This window comes from Streptomyces sp. NPDC046909, from assembly GCF_040644695.1.
Classification (GTDB): domain Bacteria; phylum Actinomycetota; class Actinomycetes; order Streptomycetales; family Streptomycetaceae; genus Streptomyces.
This window is the reverse complement of record NZ_JBEYXC010000020.1, coordinates 1-15949: the sequence shown is the minus strand read 5'-3', so window position 1 is coordinate 15949 and position 15949 is coordinate 1. Positions and strand designations below refer to the sequence as shown.

Annotated in this window: 12 protein-coding genes and 1 pseudogene; 7 read left to right on the top strand and 6 right to left on the bottom strand. The window is 70.8% G+C overall.

Translation table 11 applies throughout. The features are described 5' to 3' along the window. Positions 1–855, top strand: coding sequence for an NAD(P)-dependent oxidoreductase (locus tag ABZ928_RS44440; protein ID WP_361532683.1), 855 nt, complete (start codon positions 1–3; stop codon positions 853–855). Here ABZ928_RS44440 and ABZ928_RS44435 read toward each other — a convergent pair. From ABZ928_RS44435 to ABZ928_RS44420, 4 genes are read right to left on the bottom strand one after another with little or no spacing between them, the layout of a single operon-like run. After that, the gene (locus ABZ928_RS44435) at positions 852–2090 is read right to left on the bottom strand and encodes an MFS transporter (protein ID WP_361532680.1); all 1239 of its coding nucleotides are present in this window, start codon (positions 2088–2090) and stop codon (positions 852–854) included. The genes ABZ928_RS44440 and ABZ928_RS44435 overlap by 4 nt on opposite strands. Further along, entirely contained in the window at positions 2087–3409 is a 1323-nt protein-coding gene (locus ABZ928_RS44430; RefSeq protein WP_361532677.1) for a GH1 family beta-glucosidase, read from the bottom strand. The genes ABZ928_RS44435 and ABZ928_RS44430 overlap by 4 nt, the downstream gene beginning before the upstream one ends. Before the next feature lie 58 nt (positions 3410–3467). Next, positions 3468–3734 (bottom strand): protealysin inhibitor emfourin, encoded by a 267-nt coding sequence (locus ABZ928_RS44425; RefSeq protein ID WP_361532674.1) that lies wholly within the window; start codon positions 3732–3734, stop codon positions 3468–3470. 43 nt (positions 3735–3777) lie between these two features. Further along, positions 3778–4848: a M4 family metallopeptidase gene (locus ABZ928_RS44420; RefSeq protein ID WP_361532671.1), complete on the bottom strand. Its 1071-nt coding sequence runs from the start codon at positions 4846–4848 to the stop codon at positions 3778–3780. Between the two features lie 319 nt (positions 4849–5167). Here ABZ928_RS44420 and leuA point away from each other — a divergent pair, with 319 nt between their 5' ends. The 6 genes from leuA to fxsT all read left to right on the top strand — a co-directional run bounded on the left by leuA (position 5168) and on the right by fxsT (position 14729). Next, positions 5168–6889: a 2-isopropylmalate synthase gene (gene leuA, locus ABZ928_RS44415; RefSeq protein WP_361532668.1), complete on the top strand. Its 1722-nt coding sequence runs from the start codon at positions 5168–5170 to the stop codon at positions 6887–6889. A gap of 263 nt (positions 6890–7152) precedes the next feature. After that, positions 7153–7848 (top strand): TerB family tellurite resistance protein, encoded by a 696-nt coding sequence (locus ABZ928_RS44410; RefSeq protein ID WP_361532665.1) that lies wholly within the window; start codon positions 7153–7155, stop codon positions 7846–7848. A 221-nt stretch (positions 7849–8069) separates the two neighbouring features. Continuing rightward, positions 8070–10169 (top strand): MMPL family transporter, encoded by a 2100-nt coding sequence (locus ABZ928_RS44405; protein WP_361532662.1) that lies wholly within the window; start codon positions 8070–8072, stop codon positions 10167–10169. Positions 10170–10287: 118 nt separating this feature from the next. After that, positions 10288–11559, top strand: coding sequence for a histidine kinase (locus ABZ928_RS44400; RefSeq protein ID WP_361532659.1), 1272 nt, complete (start codon positions 10288–10290; stop codon positions 11557–11559). After that, positions 11556–12236 carry a response regulator transcription factor gene (locus ABZ928_RS44395; protein WP_361532656.1) on the top strand — a complete coding sequence of 227 codons (681 nt, stop codon included), beginning with the start codon at positions 11556–11558 and terminating at the stop codon, positions 12234–12236. Before ABZ928_RS44400 ends, ABZ928_RS44395 begins: the two co-directional genes overlap by 4 nt. Before the next feature lie 51 nt (positions 12237–12287). Beyond that, positions 12288–14729, top strand: a complete 2442-nt coding sequence (gene fxsT / locus ABZ928_RS44390) for an FxSxx-COOH system tetratricopeptide repeat protein (protein ID WP_361532653.1) — start codon at positions 12288–12290, stop codon at positions 14727–14729. Positions 14730–14732: 3 nt separating this feature from the next. Here the strand turns inward: fxsT and ABZ928_RS44385 are convergent, their stop codons facing one another. Together ABZ928_RS44385 and ABZ928_RS44380 are read right to left on the bottom strand one after the other, a co-directional pair. Then, positions 14733–15668 carry a dihydrodipicolinate synthase family protein gene (locus ABZ928_RS44385; protein WP_361532650.1) on the bottom strand — a complete coding sequence of 312 codons (936 nt, stop codon included), beginning with the start codon at positions 15666–15668 and terminating at the stop codon, positions 14733–14735. Further along, a pseudogene (locus tag ABZ928_RS44380) lies at positions 15668–15859 on the bottom strand (peptide ABC transporter ATP-binding protein); the annotation flags it as partial. The gene ABZ928_RS44385 and the pseudogene ABZ928_RS44380, both read right to left, overlap by 1 nt. Between the last annotated feature and the right edge of the window lie 90 nt (positions 15860–15949).

The following is a 15949-nucleotide window of genomic DNA, read 5'->3' as shown; positions in this document are numbered from 1 at the left end:
ATGCTGACATTGGTGACAGGGACCACCGGGCAGGTCGGGCGGCGGTTCACGCCCAGGCTGATCGCCCAGAGCAGGCCCGGCGAGCGGGTCCGGGTCCTCGTGCGGGACGCCGCCCGCGGGGAGCCGTACGCCGAACTCGGCGCCGAGGTCGTCGTCGGGGATCTGCGTGACGACGCCGCCCTCGGGAAGGCCGTCGCCGGGGTGGACGCCGTCGTCAACGTCGCCGCCGCCTTCCGCGGGGTGCCCGACGACGAGGCCCGGGCCGTCAACGGGGACGCCGCCATCGCCCTCGGCCACGCCGCCCTCGCCGCCGGCGTCCAGCGGTTCGTGCAGGTCAGTACGGGGCTGGTGTACGGCACGGGGCGGGGGCGCCCGGTGACCGAGGAGGACGAGAGCCGGGCCGGTGGGTCCATGTGGGGTGCGTATCCCGAGTCGAAGGCGCGGGCGGAGCGGGAGCTGCTGGCGATGGCGGGGCTGGACGTGCGGGTCGCCCGGCTGCCGTTCGTGTACGGGGAGGGGGATCCGCATCTCGCGCAGTCCCTGATGTGGGCCGGGAACTGGGCGGCGACGCAGCGGCTGCACATGGGGCACCACGTGGACGTCGCCCAGGGACTGCTGCGGATCCTGCACGCGCCGGGTGTCGCCGGCCGGATCTACAACATCGCCGACGACGCCCCCGTCACGGCGGTGGAGCTGCACCAGCTGAACGGCGTCGACGTCCCGGCCGAGCTCCAGGACCGCACCGACCCCGACCCGTGGCTCGTCATCATGTCCACGGAACGGATCCGGAGGGAGCTGGGATACCGGCCGGTCTTTCCGTCGGTCTACGCGGCCAGGGACGCCGGAGCCCTCTAATCCACGCCCTTGATCCGTTCCACCAGCACCGCCCCCGCCAGCCCCACCACCGCCGCCACCACGTACAGCACCCGGTATCCGCCCAGGTGCGTCACGATCGGCGCGGCGAGGGCGGGGGCGGCGACCTGGGGGAGGGCGTTCGCCACGTTGATGACGCCTAGGTCCTTGCCCCGGTCGCGGGCCTCCGGCAGGACGTCCGTCATCAGCGCGAAGTCGACCGACATGAACACTCCGAGGGCCACCCCCAGCAGCGCCGCCACGACGATCGCGCCCGCCCAGGTCTGCCAGACCGCCAGCAGGGCCGTGGCCGCCGCCATCAGCACCCCGGACCACTTCACGAACGGCTTGCGCCGGCCCACCCGGTCCGACCACACGCCGCCCACCACGACCGTCGCGAGCAGCGCCACGCTGTCCACCGCCGTCAGGATCAGCACGCCCTGCTCGGGGTCGTCGTACCTCAGCCGGTCCCGCAGGTAGTACAGCAGGTAGAGGATCACCAGCGCGTTGCTGAGGTTGATCAGGAAGCGGGTCAGCCATGCCCATCCGAAGTCCGGGTAGCGGCGCGGGCTCAGCCAGAAGCCGTGGAGGAAGGAACGCCAGGACCATGCCGGGCGGTCGGCCACCGGCAGCCGCAGATCCTCGTACCGGAGCACGTACGGCAGCACCCCCGCGACCACGAACCCCGCGCACGCCACGTACCCGGCGGCGATCCCGCCCGCGGCCGTCGCAAGGCCCGTCCCGGCCACCGCGCCCAGGATCTGCGCGGCCCCCAACCAGCCGCCCACGACGCCCCGTTGGAGCCGCGGCACCCGGTCCGGGACCGCCGCCGTCACCGCCGCGAAGGACGCGTTCAGGGTCAGCTGGACCAGGCACCAGCCCAGCGTCATCAGCCACAGCCCGCCCGCGCCCGCGAGCAGCAGCAGCGACAGGGCGCCGCCCGCCGCCCCGGCCACGATCCAGGGCGTGCGGCGGCCCCGGCGGGCCGTGGTGCGGTCCGACAGGGCCCCGAAGAAGGGGTTCGCGGCCAAGGACACCACCGCGCCCACCCCCGTCACCCACGCCAGCAGCGTCTCCTTCGACATGCCGGTGCCGGGCGCGAAGTCCTCCGCCTGCCGGGCCAGGAGGATCTGGAGCGGGCCGTACCAGCCCACCCAGATCGCCACGTTGGACAGGGACAGGGCCGTCGTCCAGCCCGGGCCGACCCGGTCCACCGGCTCCTTGAGGGCCGTGGTCATCCCTGGGTCCGGAGCAGCTCCTGGAACCAGCGGTACGAGTCCTTCGGCGTCCGTTCCTGGGTGTCGAGGTCCACATGGACGAGCCCGAACCGCTGCGCGTACCCCTCGGCCCACTCGAAGTTGTCCATCAGCGACCACACGAAGTACCCGCGGACGTCCACGCCCGCCTCCACCGCCTTGTGCAGGGCCCGCACATGGCCGTCCAGGTAGGCGATCCTGGCCTGGTCGTGGACGCCCTCGTACGAGCAGCCGTTCTCGGTGATGACGACGGGCGGCAGTCGGTCGCCGTACCGCTCCCGGAAACCGGTGAGTACTTCCGTCAGCCCCTCCGGGACCACCGGCCAGCCGAAGTCGGTGACCGGGACGTTCTCGATCTGCTGGACGGAGAAGGGGAGTTCGGCGGGGATCGTCAGTCCGCCGAACTCGATGTCGGCGCCCTGGGGCGCGCCCACGCGGGTCGGCGCGTAGTAGTTGACGCCGTAGAAGTCCAGGGGCTCCGAGATGACCTTGAGGTCCGCCGCCACGTCGCCCGGCATCAAGTCGCCCAGCCCGTCCGGGTATTCGCCCAGGAGGACCGGCTCGGCGAACAGCCGGTTCAGCAGCAGGTCGTAGAACGCCGCCGCCTCCAGGTCGGGTTGCTCCTGCGAGGCGGGCCAGGTCGGGCCGTGGGAGTTGGCGATGCCGATGTCACTCGCCCCCGCCGCCCGCAGGGCCTGCACGCCCAGACCGTGGGCCAGCAGCAAGTGGTGGGCGACCGGCAGCGCGTCGAACATCAGCTGCTTGCCCGGCGCGTGGGCGCCCAACGCGTGGCCGAACAGGGTGTGTTCGGCGGGCTCGTTGATGGTGATCCACTTCTTCACGCGGTCGCCGAGCCGCTCGGCCACGGCCGAGACGTACTCCGCGTAGCGCGCCGCCGTGTCCCGCTCCAGCCAGCCGCCCTTCTCCTGAAGGGCCGTCGGCAGGTCCCAGTGGAAGAGGGTCGGGACCGGTCGTACGCCCGCCGTGCACAGGGCGTCGACCAGACGGTCGTAGAAGTCCAGGCCGCCCTCCGCACGCACCCGCGGCCAGGAGATCGAGAAGCGGTACGCGTCCACGCCGAGGTCGGCCAGGAGCGCCACGTCCTCGGGGTAGCGGTGGTAGTGGTCGACGGCCACCGCGGCCGTCGAGCCGTCCTTCACCCGTCCCGGCTCGGCCGTGAAGGCGTCCCAGACGGAGGGTTCGCGCAGTTCCGCCGCGCCCTCGATCTGATGCGCCGAGGTCGAGACGCCCCACAGGAAGCCGGCCGGGAACGGGGGTATCGGATGCTCTTCAGTCGCCATGCGCCGGATCATCCGTACCGTCGGTAACGGAAGTCAACGGGCAGGCGTGAAGAACGAGTTACGCGCCTTCCTTCAGCACGCGCGAGATCAGCGTCCGCTGTTCCTCCGTGAGCCGGGGGTCCGCGCAGTACACGGTCCTGCCGTTCACGGTGATCTCGTAGTGGAAGCCGTCGGGCACGCCGACGGAGGGCAGGCGCCGGCCGGCGGCGAGCGCCTGCTCGGCCAGCGCGTGCCACTCCGCGGCATCGGGCCGTCCCGTGGTGTCCACCTCGGCATGCCGTTCGATGCCCGCGAACCCACCGGAGCGTGTCACCTGAATACGCATGGATCTCTTCTAGTACGGAACGTGGATCTCTTCCAGTGCCGGACTACGAAGTGCGCACCCCGACCTGCTCCCACGCCTTCAGTACGGCCTGGAGTTCCTCGCCGTCTTTGTAGCGGTCCTTGGCCGCGGCGACCGTGAGCGTGGCGAAGTCCGTGAACAGGGCGTCCTTCTTCAACTGGCCGCCGGTCAGGACGTCGTACCAGATCTGTCCGGCCCGTTCCCAGGCGTGGCCGCCGAGGGTGGTGGCGACGATGTAGAACGCGTGGTTGGGGATGCCGGAGTTGATGTGGACGCCGCCGTTGTCGCGGCCGGTGCGGACGAAGTCGTCCATGGTCGCGGGCTGCGGGTCCTTGCCGAGGACGTCGTCGTCGTACGCCGTGCCCGGGGCCTTCATGGAGCGCAGGGCGGAGCCGGTGACGCGGGGGGCGAGGAGGCCCGCGCCGATCAGCCAGTCGGCCTCGGCGGCGGTCTGGCCGAGGGTGTGCTGCTTGATGAGGGAGCCGAAGACATCGGACATCGACTCGTTGAGCGCGCCGGGCTGGCCGAAGTAAGTGAGGTTGGCCGTGTACTGGGTGACGCCGTGGGTGAGCTCGTGGCCGATGACGTCGATCGGGATGGTGAAGTCGAGGAAGATCTCGCCGTCGCCGTCGCCGAACACCATCTGCTCGCCGTTCCAGAAGGCGTTGTTGTAGTTCTCGTCGTAGTGGACGGTCGCGTCCAGCGGGAGGCCGTTCCCGTCGATGGAGTCGCGCTCGTACGCCTTGAGGTACAGGTCGAAGGTGGCGCCGAGGCCCGCGTAGGCGCGGTTGACCGTGGCGTCCTTGCCGGGGTCCGAGCCCTCGGCGCGGACCTTCTTTCCGGGCAGGTCGGTGCGGTGCCGGGCGTCGTAGAGGGTGCGGTGCGGCTTGCCCGGCTCCGCGCCGACGGGTGCGGTGATGGACGGGGCGCCGACGACCGTGGTCAGCCGGCGGTGGGTGCGCTCGTACGCGTCGCGTTCCAGCGTCCTGCGAGCGGGATCGGCGAGCGTGGAGTCCTCGGCCTGCGCGAGCTTGTCGAGGACATGGGGTGGTACGACGGTGCAGAAGACGGGCTCGTAGCCCCCGTGAGTCGTCATGCCCGGCACCCTTGCACTGAGTTATGCCCCTGTCACTACCCGCAACCATGATTGGTGAAATGTAGGGATAAGGAGCCCGGAGGTCCGGACCGAAGTGGTATAGCGCACTTTTTGTCCCCTTCGTCCCCCGAGTCCCGCATACTGATACGGCGCCCCGCATCCGGAGAGGCTCGGCTAGCATGCTTCGCATCATGCGTTTCGGGCTGCTTCTCCTTAGCTGCCGCGGCGAGGGCCTGTAAGCCAGGTCGACTCCCTCCCCGCGGAGCTTGGCGTTGCGTCGTCGGCCGTCCTTCCGGACACCCTGAGGAGCCCCCGCATCATGGCGAACCGCCAGCAGCCCAGCACCATGCCGATCCACAAGTACGGCCAGTACGAGCAGGTCGACATCGCGGACCGCACCTGGCCGAACAACCGGATCACCGTCGCCCCCCGCTGGCTCTCCACGGACCTGCGCGACGGCAACCAGGCCCTGATCGACCCCATGTCGCCCGAGCGCAAGCGCCGGATGTTCGACCAGCTGGTCAAGATGGGCTACAAGGAGATCGAGGTCGGCTTCCCGGCGTCGGGCCAGACGGACTTCGACTTCGTACGCTCCATCATCGAGGAGCCGGGCGCGATCCCGGACGACGTCACCATCTCCGTACTGACCCAGGCCCGCGAGGACCTGATCGAGCGCACGGTGGAGTCCCTGAAGGGCGCCAAGCGCGCCACGGTCCACCTGTACAACGCCACCGCTCCCGTCTTCCGCCGTGTGGTCTTCCGCGGCTCCAAGGACGACATCAAGCAGATCGCCGTCGACGGCACGCGGCTGGTCATGGAGTACGCGGAGAAGCTGCTGGGCCCGGAGACCGAGTTCGGCTACCAGTACAGCCCCGAGATCTTCACCGACACCGAGCTGGACTTCGCCCTGGAGGTCTGCGAGGCGGTGATGGACGTCTACCAGCCCGGCCCGGGCCGCGAGATCATCCTCAACCTGCCCGCCACGGTGGAGCGTTCGACCCCCTCCACGCACGCGGACCGCTTCGAGTGGATGAGCCGCAACATCTCCCGCCGCGAGCACGTCGTCATCTCCGTCCACCCGCACAACGACCGCGGTACGGCGGTGGCGGCGGCCGAGCTGGCGCTGATGGCCGGCGCCGACCGCGTCGAGGGCTGTCTGTTCGGCCAGGGCGAGCGCACCGGCAACGTCGACCTGGTCACCCTGGGCATGAACCTGTTCTCCCAGGGCGTCGACCCGCAGATCGACTTCTCCGACATCGACGAGATCCGTCGCACGTGGGAGTACTGCAACCAGATGGAGGTCCACCCGCGCCACCCCTACGTGGGCGACCTGGTCTACACGTCCTTCTCCGGCTCCCACCAGGACGCCATCAAGAAGGGCTTCGACGCGATGGAGGCCGACGCCAGGGCCAAGGGCGTCACCGTCGACGACATCGAGTGGGCGGTCCCGTACCTGCCGATCGACCCGAAGGATGTGGGCCGTTCGTACGAGGCCGTCATCCGCGTCAACTCGCAGTCCGGCAAGGGTGGAATCGCGTACGTCCTGAAGAACGACCACAAGCTGGACCTGCCGCGCCGGATGCAGATCGAGTTCTCGAAGCTGATCCAGGCGAAGACCGACGCCGAGGGCGGCGAGGTCACCGGCGGCGACATCTGGAACGTCTTCCAGGACGAGTACCTGCCGAACCCCGAGAACCCGTGGGGTCGTATCCAGGTCAAGAACGGGCAGTCGACCACCGACACGGACGGTGTGGACACGCTCAAGGTCGAGGCCACGGTGGACGGTGTCGACACCGTGCTGACCGGTAGCGGCAACGGTCCCATCTCGGCCTTCTTCGACGCGCTGGCCAAGGTCGACATCGATGCGCGGCTGCTGGACTACCAGGAGCACACGATGAGCGAGGGTGCGTCCGCGCAGGCCGCGTCGTACATCGAGTGCGCGATCGACGGCAAGGTGCTGTGGGGGATCGGGATCGATGCGAACACGACACGTGCGTCGCTGAAGGCGGTCGTCTCCGCCGTCAACCGGGCGGCTCGCTAAGAGGGTGCCTCGCGGGGAGGTGGTGCGGCTGCGGCGCCGTCGTGGCTGGTCGCGCAGTTCCCCGCGCCCCTAGGTGCGTCTCCCGCACCGGCGTTTTGAGGTCCCGTCCGCCGTATCCAGGCGGGCGGGGCCCGCTGCTTTCCGGCCATTCGACTGTGCAGGTCACGGGAAGGTCTCGTCCGGGGTACTGACTACGCGTCTCCGATGTGGCTAACATCACGCCAGCACGGCGATGTTGCCGTGCCGTTACGCGGAGGTGCGACGTGCTGCCAGGACGGGGACGAAACGGCCAGGCCGCCAGGGCTGCGCGCCTTCTGGGCACCCGCACCGCGTGGACGCCCGTGGGCGACGGGGAGTTCTTCTGCCCCGGGTGCGGCGGTGACCGCAACTACCAGCGGCTGACCGGCCGGCGCCGGTTCACGCTCCTCGGGATGCCCGTCCTGCCGCGCGGCGAGACCGGGCCGGTCGTGGAGTGTGCCGCCTGCAAACGGCACTTCGGCACCGACGTCCTCGACCACCCCACCACGACCCGTTTCTCCGCGATGCTCCGCGACGCCGTCCACACCGTCGCCCTCGCGGTGCTCGCCGCGGGCGGTATCTGTTCGCGTACGTCGCTGGAGGCGGCCGCCGCCACCGTCAGGGCCGCCGGTTTCGACGACTGTACGGAGGACCAGCTGGGCGCCCTCGTCGAGGCGCTCGCCGCGGACACCGGGCGGGTCTTCGGGGAACCCTGCGGGGCGGGCCTCGCCATAGAGCTCCACGAGGCGCTGGACCCGCTGGCCCCGCACCTCGCGCCGGCCGGGCGTGAATCGATCCTGCTCCAGGGCGCGCGGATCGCCCTCGCCGACGGGCCGTACACGCCCGCCGAGCGGGACGCCCTCGCGACCGTCGGGGCGGCGCTCACCATCTGCGCGGACGATGTGACACGGCTGCTGGCGGCGGCGCGTACGCCCTCGTAGGACCGACCGCACCGGCCGTGGCATGTGCCGGACCGGCCGTGGCATGTGCATGAGCGGCGCCCTCGTCGTCGTACGCCCTCGGATACTCCCCAGGGAGTAACGGTGCCGGAGGGACGCCCTCCGGTGTAGCCCCCAACTCGACCTGCCGTCCGACGAATCGGGACCCGTGGGCCGGGAGTCTGGAGACCGATCCAGACACCCGACCGAAGGGAGCCCGACTCATGGGGGCCGCAAGGACAACTATCCGGTCTGTCCGGCGGGGGCGGGCGGTGCCGTGGCTCGTGCTCGGGCTGTGGATCGCCGTGCTGGCGATCGTCTCGCCGTTCGCCTCGCAGCTGAAGGACGTCCAGCGCGACCGGGCGGTCGACTATCTGCCGGCGAGCGCCGACTCCACGCAGGTCGCGAAGATCCAGGACCGGCTGCCGGGCGGTGAGGCCACCGAGATGGTCGTCGTCTATCACCGGGACGGTGGGCTGACCGCGGCGGACAGGGCAACGGCCGCGGCGCAGATCGACCGGATCGTCGGGGCGCACCGGCTGACCGGCGAACCCCGGGGTGTTCCGTCCAAGGACGGGACCACCCTGATGTATCCGGTGGCGAGCAACGAGCCGGGGACCGACGAGAAGGCGCGCGACGCGCTCGTCAACGACGTACGGGACATCGCGCACAGCGAGGGCGGGCTGAGCGTCGACGTGGGCGGCACCGGAGCCCTCCAGACGGACGCGGCCGAGGTCTACAACTCGCTCGGCGGGCCGCTGCTCTACACCACCGCCGCGGTCGTCGCGCTCCTGCTGATCCTGATCTACCGCAGCCCGTTCCTGTGGCTGGTGCCGCTCGCCGTCGCGGGCATGGCCGACTATCTGTCGATGGGCGTGGCGTACGGGCTGAACCAGTGGTTCGGGACGTCCGTGACCGGCGCGAGCTCGGGCATCATGACGATCCTCGTGTTCGGCGCGGGGACGGACTACGCGCTGCTGCTCGTCTCCCGGTACCGGGAGGAACTGCGGCGCGTCGAGCGGCCGTACGACGCTATGGTCGCCGCACTGCGCGGATGCGGACCGGCGGTCCTGGCGTCCTCGGGAACCGTCGCCGCGGGGCTGCTGTGCCTGCTCGCCGCCGACCTCAACTCCAGCCGGGGCATGGGCCCGCTCGGCACGGTCGGCGTCCTGTGCGCGCTGTTCGCCATGCTGACCCTGCTCCCCGCGGTCCTCGTCCTGCTCGGCCGCCGCGTCTTCTGGCCGCTCGTCCCGCGCTACGGCAGCACCCCCAAGGCCCGCCGCTCGCTGTTCGCGGCGATGGGCAACTCGGCCGGACGCAGGCCGCTGACGGTCCTCGCGGGCGGCGCGATCCTGCTGGGCGCGCTGGCCCTGGGGACCCTGAATCTCCCCGGCGCCCTCAAGCAGGAGGACTCCTTCACCACCAAGCCCGACGCGGTGGCCGCCATGGAGACGCTGGGCAAGGCGTACCCGGAGCGGGGCACCCAGCCGATCGTGGTGATCGCGCCCACGGACCGGGCCGCCGCGGTGCTGGCCGAGGCCAAGGAGACGCAGGGGGTGAGCAGTGCGGAGCGCGGCCGTAGTGGTGGTGGCTGGACGGAGATCTCCGTGATCGCGGCCTCCGCGCCCCAGTCGGCGGGCGAGACGGCGACCATCAAGGCCCTGCGCGACCGCCTCGACGACTCCCTCGTCGGCGGAGCGAGCGCCCAGCAGCTGGACCTGGAGGACACCAACGCCCGCGACCGGCTGATCGTGATCCCGATCGTCCTGGTCTCGGTGCTGCTGATCCTCATCGTCCTGCTGCGGTCGGTGGTGGCGCCGCTGATCCTGGTGGCGGCCGTGGTCGCGGTCTGGGGCGCGGCGCTCGGCATCGGCGGACTCGTCTTCGGCCCGGTGTTCGGCTTCGAGGGCATGGATCCCGGGCTCGGCCTGCTGTCCTTCGTCTTCCTGGTCGCCCTCGGCGTCGACTACGGCATCTTCCTGATGCACCGCATGCGGGAGGAGTCCCTCAAGGGCACGGACCCGGTGACGGCGGCGCTCACCGCGCTGCGGACGACGGGCGGGGTCATCGCCTCGGCGGGGCTGGTCCTGGCGGCGACCTTCGCGGTGCTGACCAACATGCCGCTGGTCAGCCTGGTGGAGATGGGCTTCGTGGTCGCGGTCGGGGTGCTCCTTGACACGTTCCTGGTCCGTACGTACCTGGTGACCAGCGCGAGTGTGGCGCTGCGGCGGAAGGTGTGGTGGCCGGGGGCGCTGTCGAAGGAACCGGCCGGTGGGGAGGGGGAGTTGCCCGAGCCGGTGGCGGAGCCGGCGGGGGCGCGCTGAGAGAGATGAGGCAGTGAGGGGTGAGGGAGGGAGGAAAGGGAGGGGGGAACCGGCCGGATTTCTGGGGATTGCCTCAGGGGTCCGGCCTTCGGCCGCATCGGTGAGGATGGAGCACGTGTTGACCATCAGGGAGCATCTCGGCCGCCTCGCCAAGCGGCCCACCCGCCGCGACTGGCTGTTCGCGGTGGCGATCGGCCTCGCGTCGATCCCGCTGACGTTCGTGGCGCGCGGCGACAACGCGCACGCGCCGGACGTCGGCGGCTGGATCCTCTTCGGCCTCTCCGCGCTGACGCTGGCCTGGCGGCGGCACTATCCGATGGGCGTGCTCCTCGCGCTCATCGTCGTGGAGGGCAGCTACCACTCCCTGGGCAACGCCCACTCCGGGCTGATCGCGGTGACCATGGTCGCCATCTACTCCCTCGCCGTGGCCGGACCCCGCCGCCGCACCCTGACCGTGGTGCCGACTCTGCTCGGCCTGAGCGTGATCATGCTCCTCTCGATCAACCCCGAACGGGGCGTGGAGCTGATCCGCATCTCCGGCTGGATCCTGGCCTGCGCGATCACCGGCGAGGCGGTCCGCGTACACCGCGACTACATCGGCGCCATCGTCGAACGCGCAGAACGCGCCGAACGGACGCGGGAGGAGGAGGCACGGCGGCGCGTGGCGGAGGAGCGCCTGAGAATCGCCCGTGACCTGCACGACCTCCTCGCCCACAGCATCACGCTGATCGGCGTGCAGACGTCGGTGGCGGCCCACGTCCTGTCCACGGACCCCGAGCGTCTCGACCGCGAGACGGTCGCGAAGGCGCTGGAGGACATCGCGGAGACGTGTCGTTCGGCGCGGGGGGAGTTGCGTACGACGCTGGAGGTGCTGCGGGAGGAGGGGGTCGCGGGGGAGGTGCGGGGGCCGTTGCCGGGGCTGGACGGCCTGCCCGACCTGGTGGAGGCGGCGCGGCTGGCGGGGGCGGGGGTCGAGTCCGAGGTACGGCTGCGGGTGCGGGAGGTGCCGCCGGCGGTGGGGGCGGCGGTGTACCGGATCGTGCAGGAGGCGCTGACGAACGCGGTGCGGCATGCGGGGTCGGAGCCGTCGATACGGGTCTCGCTGTATGAGGAGAAGGGGGCTGTCCGGGTGTCGGTCATTGACGACGGAACCGGCGGCGGGAGCGGGGCTGGGAGCGGGGCTGGGAGCGGCTCGGGGGCCGGGGACGGCCGCGGCTCGGGGACTCCCGGCTTCGGGCTGGTCGGGATGCGGGAGAGGGCGCGCAGTGTGGGTGGCACACTCGACGCGGGGGCGCGGGCCGAGGGTGGTTTCGAGGTGCGGGCGGTGCTGCCGTTGACGACCGGGGGGACTACAGGGGGGACGACAGTGGTGGGGGAAGGCGTCCGATGACGATCCGTGTGGTGCTTGCCGACGATCAGACCCTGGTACGGGCCGCGTTCGCGATGCTGGTCGGCTCGGCGCGGGACATGGAGGTCGTGGGGGAGGCGGGGAGCGGGCGGGAGGCGGTGGAGCTGGTGCGGGTCGCGCGGCCCGACCTTGTCGTCATGGACATTCGGATGCCGGACCTGGACGGCATCGAGGCGACCCGGTTGATCGCGGAGGACGCGGACCTGGCCGGCGTGAAGGTGCTCGTCCTGACGACGTACGACACCGACGAGAACATCGTGGAGGCGTTGCGGGCGGGGGCGTCGGGGTTCCTGGTCAAGGACACCAAGCCGGCGGAGATGCTGGACGCGATTCGTACGGTGGCGGCGGGCGAGTCGTTGCTGTCGCCTGGTCCTACGGCTCGGTTGATCGCGCGGCTGCTGCGGAGTCCGTCGGCTTCGGTGCCGGTGGTCTCGGGCGGGCCGGAGTGTCTGTCGGAGCGCGAGCGTGAGGTGCTCGTGCTGATCGGGCGGGGGCTCAACAACGCGGAGATCGGGGAGGCGTTGGGGCTGAGTCCGTTGACCGCCAAGACTCATGTCAGCCGGATCATGGGGAAGTTGGGGGCGCGGGATCGGGCGCAGTTGGTGATTGTGGCCTATGAGTCGGGGATGGTGACGCCGGGGGGTGCGGGTGCGGTCTAACCTCGACGGAGGGACGAGTACGGGGACGGGTACGGGTACGGGGGTGCGCCGGTGGACTCTGTCGGCCGGGAGCGGCTGTTCATCTCGCATGCGGGGGCGGATCGGGCCTGGGCGGAGTGGGTGGCCTGGCAGTTGCGGGAGACCGGGTACGAGGTCGAGCTGGACGTCTGGCACTGGGGGGCCGGGGACAACTTCGTCCTGAAGATGCGGCGGGCTCTGGAGAAGGGCCGGATGGTCGCCCTGTTCTCGCGGGCTTACTTCGACACCGGGCGGTTCACCACCGAGGAGTGGACCGATGTGGTGGGGGCCCGGGAGAAGTGGGTGCCGGTTCGGATCGAGGATGCGGTTGCGCCGCCGTTGTTGCGGTCGTTGGTGGCGCCGGATCTGTTCGGGCTGGGGGAGGACGAGGCTCGGGCGGCGCTGTTGCGGGCGGTGACGGGGGCGCCTGGGGTGCCGGGGCGGGCGCCGGGGTTTCCGGAGGGGGGTCGGGCGGGGCGGTCGCAGCAGTCGGGGGCGTCGACCGGGCCGCGGTTGCCCGGGACGCTGCCGGAGGTCTGGGAAATTCCGGCGCGCAATGCCGGGTTCACCGGGCGGGACGAGCTTCTGGTGCAGGTGCGTACCAGGTTGGGAGGCTCGCACACGGTCGCGGTGCTGGCGCTGGATGGGCGGGGCGGGGTCGGCAAGACCCAGTTGGCCATCGAGTACGCGCATCGGTTCAGTGGGGAGTACGAGCTGGCGTGGTGGGTCGCGGCGGAGGATCCGGCCCTGATTCCCGACCAGTTGGCCGCACTCGCGGTTGCCGCTGAGTACGTCCGGCCCGGTAGCTCGCAGGCTGAGGCGTTGCAGGCCCTGAAGACGAGACTGAGGGCTGGGTCGCGCTGGCTGGTCGTCTTCGACAATGCCGAGGATCCGGCCGCGTTGGGCCCGTATGTGCCGGCCGGGGCGGGGCATGTGCTGATCACCTCCCGCAACCCGCAGTGGCATCACCTGGCCACGCCGGTCGACGTCGACGTGCTGGCTCGCGAGGAGTCGATCGCCCTGTTGCGGTCCCGCAGTCGGGGGCTGAGCGAGGGGGACGCGGATCGGCTGGCGGAGGCGTTGGATGATCTGCCGTTGGCATTGGTGCAGGCTGCCGAGGGGTTGACGGCCTTTACGCCTGATCGGTATCTGGTTCTGCTGAAGCGCAACGCCGCTACCGCGACCGAAGACGGTACTCCGCCGGACTATCCACGGTCGCTGGCCGCGCAGGTGAGCCTGAGTATGGAGCGGCTGATGGCCCAGGAGCCCATCGCCGCCGACCTGTTGAGGGCGTGTGCCTTGCTGGCGCCCGAGCCGTTCCCGCTGCATGCCTGCGATCCGTCCGAGGCCACGGGCGGCGGCACGGAGATGGTGCGGTTGTTGTCCGAGCCGCGGGTTCTGCGGCGGGTGCTGTCGACGGTGGAGCGGTTCGGGCTCGCTCGGGTGGCGGGCGGCAGTGTCCAGTTGCACCGGCTGACGCAGGCCGTCCTCAGGGATCAGCTCAGTCCCGAGCAGCGCGTCCAGGCTGCCCGTGATGCCGGCTTCCTGTTGGTCGCGGCGTACCCAGGCCAGGCGTCCGACCCGAGCACGTGGCCGCGCTGGCCCGATCTGCTCCCCCACTACCTCTTCGTCCTGCCGGCCGACCTCACCAGCAGAGGCGCCCGGTACGCGGCGTGTGAGGCCTGCTGGTATCTCATGGACCGGGGGGCTCCCCAGGCCGCTCTGCCTCGCCTGCAGGAACTTCACCGAACGTGGTCGGAGCAGTTGGGCGCCGACCACGATGCCACGCTGTGCGCGGCCACCAATCTCGCCCGTGCCTACGACGACACCAACGACTCCGCCGAAGCCCTCCGCCTGGACAGTGACACCCTGGACAGACGACGGCGGCTGCTGGGAGAGGACCACCCCGACACGCTGGTCACCGCCAATAATCTTGCCATCCGCCTGTCGGCGCTGGGCGAGTTCGAACGGGCCCGCACGCTGGGCGAGGACACTCTGGCCCGGCGACGGCGGACCCTGGGGGAGGACAACTGGCTAACGCTGGGCACCGCCTCCAACCTTGCGGCCGATCTGGCGGCTTTGGGCGAGATCGAGCAGGCACGTGCGCTCGCCGAGGGCACTCGCGACGAGCAACGCCGTGTCATGGGCGATGACCATCCCAGTACCCTTCTCACCGCGAGCAATCTTGCCTTCTGGCTGTCGGAGTTGGGCGAGACGGAACAGGCCTGCGCCCTGGGCGAGGACACCCTGGCCCGCCAACGGCGGCTGCTGGGTGAGGACCACCCAGACACTCTGCGCACTGCCCACGACCTGGCCGAATCGCTGGCCGAGCTAGGCCGGCCGGAACAGGCCCGTGCGCTGGCGGAAGACACCCTGGTCCGCCAACGGCGGCTGCTGGGTGAGGACCACCCCCACACCTTGTGGACCGCCGAGACCCTTGCCCGCTTGCGCCGCACCGACACCCCCACCCCCTAACCCCTACAGCAACCCCGCCCCCGCCAAATACTTCCCCACCCCCTCAACCTCCCCCTCCGACAACCCCACCTGAGGCTCCGCCGTAACCGGACAAGCGATAACCCCCCGCAAATACAGCGCCGCCTTGAACGCCCCCAACGCTGAAGAACTCCCGCCCATCCGCCCCGGATCCCCCACCCGCACCATCCCGAACAGCGCGCTCAGCCGCTCCTGTTCAGCCCGCGCCCCCTCCCAGTCCCCGTCTCTGCACAGCCGGTCGAGCCGGACATACCCCTCGGGGTCCACATTGGCGAGCCCGGGAACCGCCCCGTCCGCGCCCGCTGCCAGCGCCGCGTCCACGATCAGCTCGGAGCCCGTCAGGACGCTGAAGCCGGTGATGTCGTCGCGCGTTCGCGCGCCCGTGATCACCTCACGGAACGCCCCCAGATCCCCACTGGAGTCCTTCAACCCGGCCAGCACCCCCTCCGCCGCCAGTTCCAGCACCACATCCGCGGGCAGCTTGGTGTGGACGGCCACAGGAAGGTCGTAGGCCACCACGGGTACCGGACTCGCCGCCGCGACCAGGCGATAGTGGCGCGCGATTTCCACCGGGTGCGTGCGCGTGTAGAACGGTGAGATCACCACCACCGCGTCCGCCCCCGCCGCCGTCACCGAAGCGACCTGCTCCAGGACGCGCGGGGTCGTCATGTCGATCGCGCCCGCCAGGACGGGGAGTTGACCGGCGACATGGGCCGTGACCGTCTCCACCACCACACGCCGCTGCCCGTCCGTCAGATACGCGGCCTCCGACGTCGTACCGAGGACGAACAGGCCGTGCACCCCGCCCTCCACCAGATGGTCGACCAGCCGCAGCAGCGACACCACGTCCACCTCGCCTTCCGGTGTCAGGGGCGTGCAGACGGGCGGGACGACACCGGTCAGCGGGGTGGGGATCGTCATCAAGGCTCCCTTTCGTGAGGTTCGCCGGGGCGGGCGCGTACGAGGTCGCGGGTCTGTTCACCCTCCTCCACCGGATGGTGGCAGCGGAAGCGGTGTCCTGGGGCCGACGCGGCCGAGAAGGCCGGCATGCGCGTCGCGCACTCCTCGTCCGCCTTCCAGCAGCGGGTGCGGAAAGGGCAGCCGGTCGGGGGGGTGCCTCTATGTCCTTCGTCAAGCTGAGCTGGTCATGCGGCGGCCAGCTCGGGGTCTCGTGGTTCGTAGAAGGTGCCGTCGCGGAGCAT

Excerpts from the sequence above, each read along its gene's own strand:
- ABZ928_RS44385 (WP_361532650.1), bottom strand. The coding sequence starts at position 15,668 with ATGACGATCCCCACCCCGCTGACCGGTGTCGTCCCGCCCGTCTGCACG.
- ABZ928_RS44425 (WP_361532674.1), bottom strand. The coding sequence starts at position 3,734 with ATGCGTATTCAGGTGACACGCTCCGGTGGGTTCGCGGGCATCGAACGG.
- ABZ928_RS44435 (WP_361532680.1), bottom strand. The coding sequence starts at position 2,090 with ATGACCACGGCCCTCAAGGAGCCGGTGGACCGGGTCGGCCCGGGCTGG.
- ABZ928_RS44395 (WP_361532656.1), top strand. The coding sequence starts at position 11,556 with ATGACGATCCGTGTGGTGCTTGCCGACGATCAGACCCTGGTACGGGCC.
- leuA (WP_361532668.1), top strand. The coding sequence starts at position 5,168 with ATGGCGAACCGCCAGCAGCCCAGCACCATGCCGATCCACAAGTACGGC.
- ABZ928_RS44420 (WP_361532671.1), bottom strand. The coding sequence starts at position 4,848 with ATGACGACTCACGGGGGCTACGAGCCCGTCTTCTGCACCGTCGTACCA.
- ABZ928_RS44405 (WP_361532662.1), top strand. The coding sequence starts at position 8,070 with ATGGGGGCCGCAAGGACAACTATCCGGTCTGTCCGGCGGGGGCGGGCG.
- ABZ928_RS44440 (WP_361532683.1), top strand. The coding sequence starts at position 1 with ATGCTGACATTGGTGACAGGGACCACCGGGCAGGTCGGGCGGCGGTTC.
- ABZ928_RS44430 (WP_361532677.1), bottom strand. The coding sequence starts at position 3,409 with ATGGCGACTGAAGAGCATCCGATACCCCCGTTCCCGGCCGGCTTCCTG.